The organism is Salinivibrio sp. IB643 (assembly GCF_001996105.1).
GTDB classification, from domain to species: Bacteria; Pseudomonadota; Gammaproteobacteria; order Enterobacterales; family Vibrionaceae; genus Salinivibrio; species Salinivibrio costicola.
Genome location: NZ_MUFF01000056.1, coordinates 1 through 5,940, shown reverse-complemented (window position 1 = coordinate 5,940; position 5,940 = coordinate 1). Strand labels below are relative to the sequence as shown.

The window sequence follows — 5,940 nt, the reverse complement described above, 5'->3', positions numbered from 1 at the left end:
GCTTTTTGGTGTAAAAAATAACCACTGTGAAGTAATTCGGTTTCTGTGTAACCGAGCGTTCTATCAAAGTAGCTAACCAGAGGTTCAACCCAAGCACCTAGCCTCCGTGGCACGATCAAAAACTCTTGCTGTTGTGTTGATAGCTTTGCACTTTTAAAGTGGCACAAGGTTTTATTTTTAAGGTTTTGTACTTCATAGCAGTTGATGCAAGCCCTTAAGTCAGGATGGCGCTCTAATACTTGCACTAAATCATCGATGTCTTCATGAGGGCAATAGATGAATAGATCACACTGGTCATGGTCAGTATACGGTTGATTAATGAATCGCGAGTCACGCAACTCTCGTTCTTTTGTCGGCGCGACCGTTTCTAAGTCACGATGTTGTACCTCAGGCGAAAGCGTATTATTCATGGGTATCTAGTCAAATTTTAATTGTTAGTATGGATTGTCACGCTGTTGTTACGTGCCAGATACAATTCGGTGACGCGTGACTTTTTATACAATAATGACGAAATTCTACCTGATGGGAGCGATTAAAAAAAGTGTGTCCTGAGGAGTGAAACGTTTTTTTGATAAAAACATTTAATTAATGAGAAATTTCCGATCGGTTGGGTGTTTTTAGCGCAATAAAGCAAAGTATTCTCGTGGTTGAGACTTTAATGACAAAAGAGTAAATAAGCCCGCTAGACGCAGGCTTATTTATCGGACCAGGTTTTATTGGATAAGGCTTTATTGGATAGGACGCGACTGCCACGGAGAGCGTGGATCGGTCAGTTCATAAAGTGGGTATTTRCGYCCYARTTGYTGTCCGCCATCGCGTTGCAGTGGCATCCACGAAATRTTCGCGCGTTGGGTGCTCGGTTTAACYGAGAGTAAATCAAACGGAATCGAGATATAAAACCCTTTGGTAAAACTCCCTTCGCCAAACTCTTCSGCCGAYAGATCGGTTTTGGTGGCAAATACACCGGCRATAATGCCGCTGTCAAATTGCTTAGAGGCATCAAGAGTGACACCTACATCATCGGTTAAATAACGTCCTGCGCTGATCTTTGCCAAGGTGCCGTCAAACAGCCCGAGTGGCTCTTGCCAATATAGGGTGGCGTGGCCAGTGGCTGTGCCGGTTTGTACTCGATARCYTTGTTGATCYGCCTGACTATATTGCWGCTCTTGCTCAAATAAGCCAAACACACTGCCTGGYCGACGYTGTTTGACATAGTTGATATCGACACCAAGCGCRAAKGGRCTATCGAAYGGGCGATAGAGCACTTCGCCACCCACGCCGGCAAACATGTCTTCTAAATAGCCGCCGTACGCTTGGGTATACCAATGRTCACTGAAACGATCCAGGTAGGTGAGCTGAAGRTTGGTGACGCGAAACGTCTCGTCTAAATATTGGCGGGTGAGCGTRCGGACACGTTTTAARTCGGTGCCATCGGGTGGAACGGTGTAGTTAAACTTGTCGTAGTTATCGGTGATATTGGCATAAATGGCGCCCGAGGCGAGCCAGTGGTCGTTCATGCGCCACTCCGCCTGGCCAGTGACGCCTAATGCGTAGAGATAAAAGTCTTCCGACCCCCCAATGGATTGACGCARCTTGGGKGCGAACCCRGCATTGAAGGTRTCTAACTGATCACTGACTTGTGGCCCACTGGCAAACGTGTGGCCTGCCGACACGGTGCCAGATGCATCGTCAATRCTTGCCCCTAAATAATCATGACGGGCGACTTGCGCATAACGCTCGGCGTCGATCACGGTCTCTGTGAGGGCTTGACGTTGATTGGTTTCAATCACGTGATACCGTTTGGCATCAATACCGGTGTTGGCTATTAACCGGGCCGCTCTATCGTGCGCGGTGGTACGATYCCGGTATTTTGTTTGTTCACCGGTCACGGTAACTTGCTCACCGTTATAATACACGCGGTTATCTTGATAGCCTGCGTTCGYRGCAAGCTGYTTACTCAGTTGTTGCCATTGGCTATCACTGAGAGTGTGGGTYGYATCTGCCGGTTGGTAAACGGCAATGGGATCATCTAACCAAAAAGGGTCGGCGTGATTAAAATTGTTGGCCAGTGTGATCCCGGCAGTAAAGGTGTTGCCACGCTCGTAACTTAAACGTACATCCGCCCACTGTGTGAGTTGATAAACCACACCCAGGTTCCAAGGGCTGTCGCTCGCTAACGGCGTGCCGGCCTGACTGGTTGGAAAGTCGGAGCGATAGTCGTTGCCATCATATTCGAGTTTGAGKGATAGCGGGGCCCAGGGAGTYTGATAGGCCACGCCGCCAAATAGCGACACGCAGCCAGAGAACATACGTTCAAGGTCAACGTTACCYCCGTTTCCTTTATAGCCGGTGTTGCGATCGCAGTCGTTCCCTTGGCTTTTATCACCRCGCAGATTGGCACGGTTACCTARATAGCCCCAACCGACYCCTAWGGTAAAATCAAACGGCCCGGCSCGTTTAGAGCCGGCAATGTATTCGCCATCAAACAATCCGGTGCCACCGATATCGCGCACACCAACCGACAACGCCGGTAACCAATAGCTTTCTTCAAGCAGTKTTAGCTTGGCATCGATGCTTTTATCGGTGTAGCTGTTGTCGTCACTAAAATCTGGGTTTTGGCTATACAAAACRTCATAGACTTGGGTATAGCGTACCGTGGTTTCTAGCCATGGGAACAGCTGCAAGGAGGCATGATAGTGAATGTAATCGTCATTGTGCGTTACACCAACACTGAATTCCCCCTCGGGGGCATGACGSGCGGAGGGCATTTGCATTAAGCCGACGCCWCCAAAGTCCATTTGTGAGGTGTGTAAAGCCGGATAAGAGAAATCATCTGCCTGTGACGGCGAAGCGCTGACCGTAGATATCACAATGGCAGAACAGGTTAATACAGCACGTTTCATTCCGGAAGCCTGTTGCTAAGGTAGTCGAGAACAAGTTGATTGGCGTTGCCGGTATCAGGGTATGAGGCTAACGCTTTGGCGGGAAGCGGCAGATAAACCACGGCGCCCGGGGCAATATTTTGATGTGAGCGGYTCCAATAGGCGATCGCGTGTTTTTCAATCGCGCCATCGGGTTGAACGACCCACGCGTAAGAGTGCCCGCGTGTTGAGGCCGTGGCCTCGTCTAAGTAATCACTCGCGCTTTGACGCGTTGACCACGCATAGCGTCCGGGRGCGTCGATATCACCCAGCACCCAAACATGGGTTGGGCGAGTGGGGAGCACCAGTTGCCACTGGCCGTCAATGCGCGGATTYTTGCTTTTATCCACACGTAACAAATCAGGGTCTAGCCGGACTTTGGCACGSCGTGCCACGGTAAACTGCTGAAGCTGATGRGTTAARCGTTGCCAGCGACGTTTAATCGGGTTCGCGTGTATCGCCGCTTGGTTTTCCGTTGCTGCCAGCGCTCGGGGGGCCAATCGGCTCGGGAGCGTGATGTCATAAAGGCCCGCGCCGAGCCAGTATACGCGATCGATCGTCGCGTTGGTGGCCGTTAAAGCCTCTGATACCGCTTGGCTTAATCGCGGCGGTTGTGCGTAGTCTTGGGTATGCCCGTCGACGGTCACCTGATGTTTTAGCATGGCGGCATGTAACGGTGCCGCGCTGATTAAGGTGGCTATTAACAGCGCCCCGGTTGCCAGACGACGATACGAGAGAGAGGTGGTTCGCTGGGTGGTTTTCATCACAAATCTCCCTGATACGGCTTAAGAAAGTCGATGGTGATGGGGGCCATGTCAGGTGCCGGTGTTTGTTCGGTTTTAAGCAATCGCCCGGAATCAAGGTCAAACCAATAGCGGTTGGTCCATTGGCGTTCAATGGTGCTAACGGTGACGGTTTCGGTAAACAGTGCCGCGTTGTGTGTCTGCTCGTTGATTGTGATTGTTTGTTGGCCTTGACGCTTAAACTGACTGTTTGCTTGATAACCGATGTGATAACCGGGCATAAARTCGAGTTGGAACTGCCACTGCTGAGGYGTGKTGGCGTTCATTAAYCCTAATGCCAGCGGGTCGGGGGTATCACTGTGAATGGCAACCAGATTGGTGCCAGGCAATGTCAGTGTTTTGGTAATGCGCCCRGCGGTGGTGGCGATGAGTTCTTGATCGGCAGAGAGCCATTTTAACGTGGGGGCCGTGGTTGCATTTGGCTCGGCAAACGCCAACACTAAAAACCCTCTCGGGCCTTCTCCTAAGCGCGCATAAATACTGGCATAGGGTAGCGCGTTGATGTCTGAGCGGCTRTARGTTGCGTCAGGAAAGCCTTGATAAAGCATGSYGTAGGTGTCAGCAAGGTTRCTGGCTTTTTGGCTACACCCGAGTAGGAACGYAGGCAGTATCAGAGAAAGGGCGAGTCGAGAAAATGTCATGATGCTCGGTACGTCGTRGAATAAGAAAAAAAACAACCGCCACSMAGRGCGGTTGTTTTAGGGCTAGTTTAACCTTCGTTAGTGGTTACTGTGCCTGTTGTGCCATCATCACTGGCTGCGGCCACGGCAGTGCCAACCGTTRCGGCTRCGGCGGTRCCTGCGGCGATTGCACCAAYACCTARRCCACCAAAGGCGGCTGAACCGGCACCGGCTGCACCMGCGGCACCCGCTGCGCCGCCTGCGGCTGCMGTGCTTGCGCCYGCACTRGCTGCACCWGTGCTCGCGGTACCCGCGCTTGCAGACGCGGCTGTGCCTGAGGTAGCGCCACCGGTACTGCTTCCTGCTGCGGTGCCAGCAGACTCGCCTGCTGCCATTGCGCCGGCAGCGAACAGCATAGCGATAAGGCCTGTTGCTACTTTTTTCATTACACTCTCCATGGATAGTTTTATTTAAAACTGTCTATATAAACAATGTCRGCTTAATGCTCACTTAGTRTTCACTAAGTCGGGTCTATTTAAGCAGACACGCTTTTAACCTACCGATTTCATCGCGGTTTGTAAATGTATCACACTTGTTGGGCGCTATTGTGCCAGAAAGATCTGAGTGTTACAGCYTTTTGTTGRTAAATTTATGCGTTTTACATCGATTGAGTAGGGGGTTTATTTCACGTCTTGATGTCTGTATTATCCGCAGGCTATTACTGTACTGGCTTTGAGTGCRTCCAGTTTTTGTCGGCGATTTRGCTTGATAAAAAGTCRCAAAGGTTGGGTGTGTTTGTGGATCGTCAGTCACGCATCGATTGCTTTACCGTTCAGCGGAATTTACAACAAAAACCAGGATGATGTTGTGTTAAAACCTTTTTGTTTTGTCGCTATGAGCACGCTTGCTCTGGCCGGGTGTACAATGCCGGGATCTCACCTTGATCCAAGCGATAAAAATATCGTGGGTCAGCCTGCAGGTGATCTCTCGCAGCAGGTCAATATTCACCCGCTCACTCCCTCTTATATTAAACAGTTAAACCGTCAGCGTGGGCGAACCTTGGCGCAGGTGAATCCTGAACTCGATCAGAAAATACAAAACTACGAGTATCGCATCGGCCCGGGGGATGTGCTTAACGTCACTATCTGGGATCACCCTGAACTGACCATTCCGGCGGGATCGTACCGCAGCTCTGCTGAAGCCGGCAACTGGGTGCATAATGACGGCACCATTTTTTATCCTTACATTGGCCAAGTGCATGTTGCGGGTAAAACGGTACAAGAAGTGCGTGATGATATTGCTAAGCGCCTCGCCACGTATATTGAAAAGCCCCAAGTTGATGTCAATGTCGCCGCCTTTCGCTCGCAAAAATCGTATATTACGGGTGAAGTGAAAAAGCCGGGTTATCAACCGATCACCAATATTCCCACCACTATTTTAGATGCGGTGAATCACGCCGGCGGGATCACTGAGTTTGCCGATTGGCGCAATGTGACCTTAACCAAGCGCGGCGAAGAACCAAAGCATGTCGTTGTACGCGCTGATGCAAAAGGGCGATTTAACCCAAAATCGTTTGTTGCAGGATGGCGATATTTT

General features: G+C 50.6%; 4 protein-coding genes and 2 pseudogenes. 1 reads left to right on the top strand and 5 read right to left on the bottom strand.

The features are described from left to right. The 5 genes and pseudogenes from BZG77_RS14065 to BZG77_RS14045 form a co-directional block, all read right to left on the bottom strand. A pseudogene (locus BZG77_RS14065) lies at positions 1–410 on the bottom strand (sugar transferase); the annotation flags it as partial. A gap of 318 nt (positions 411–728) precedes the next feature. After that, complete coding sequence (locus BZG77_RS14060; protein ID WP_077647693.1) at positions 729–2,903, bottom strand: YjbH domain-containing protein; 2,175 nt, start codon at positions 2,901–2,903, stop codon at positions 729–731. Further along, complete coding sequence (locus tag BZG77_RS14055; protein WP_077647692.1) at positions 2,900–3,685, bottom strand: capsule biosynthesis GfcC family protein; 786 nt, start codon at positions 3,683–3,685, stop codon at positions 2,900–2,902. Before BZG77_RS14055 ends, BZG77_RS14060 begins: the two co-directional genes overlap by 4 nt. After that, positions 3,685–4,365 (bottom strand): YjbF family lipoprotein, encoded by a 681-nt coding sequence (locus BZG77_RS14050; protein ID WP_077647691.1) that lies wholly within the window; start codon positions 4,363–4,365, stop codon positions 3,685–3,687. The genes BZG77_RS14055 and BZG77_RS14050 overlap by 1 nt, the downstream gene beginning before the upstream one ends. A gap of 68 nt (positions 4,366–4,433) precedes the next feature. Next, entirely contained in the window at positions 4,434–4,790 is a 357-nt protein-coding gene (locus BZG77_RS14045) for a hypothetical protein (RefSeq protein ID WP_077647690.1), read from the bottom strand. A gap of 421 nt (positions 4,791–5,211) precedes the next feature. Here BZG77_RS14045 and BZG77_RS14040 point away from each other — a divergent pair. Continuing rightward, positions 5,212–5,940: pseudogene (locus BZG77_RS14040) on the top strand (polysaccharide export protein); the annotation flags it as partial.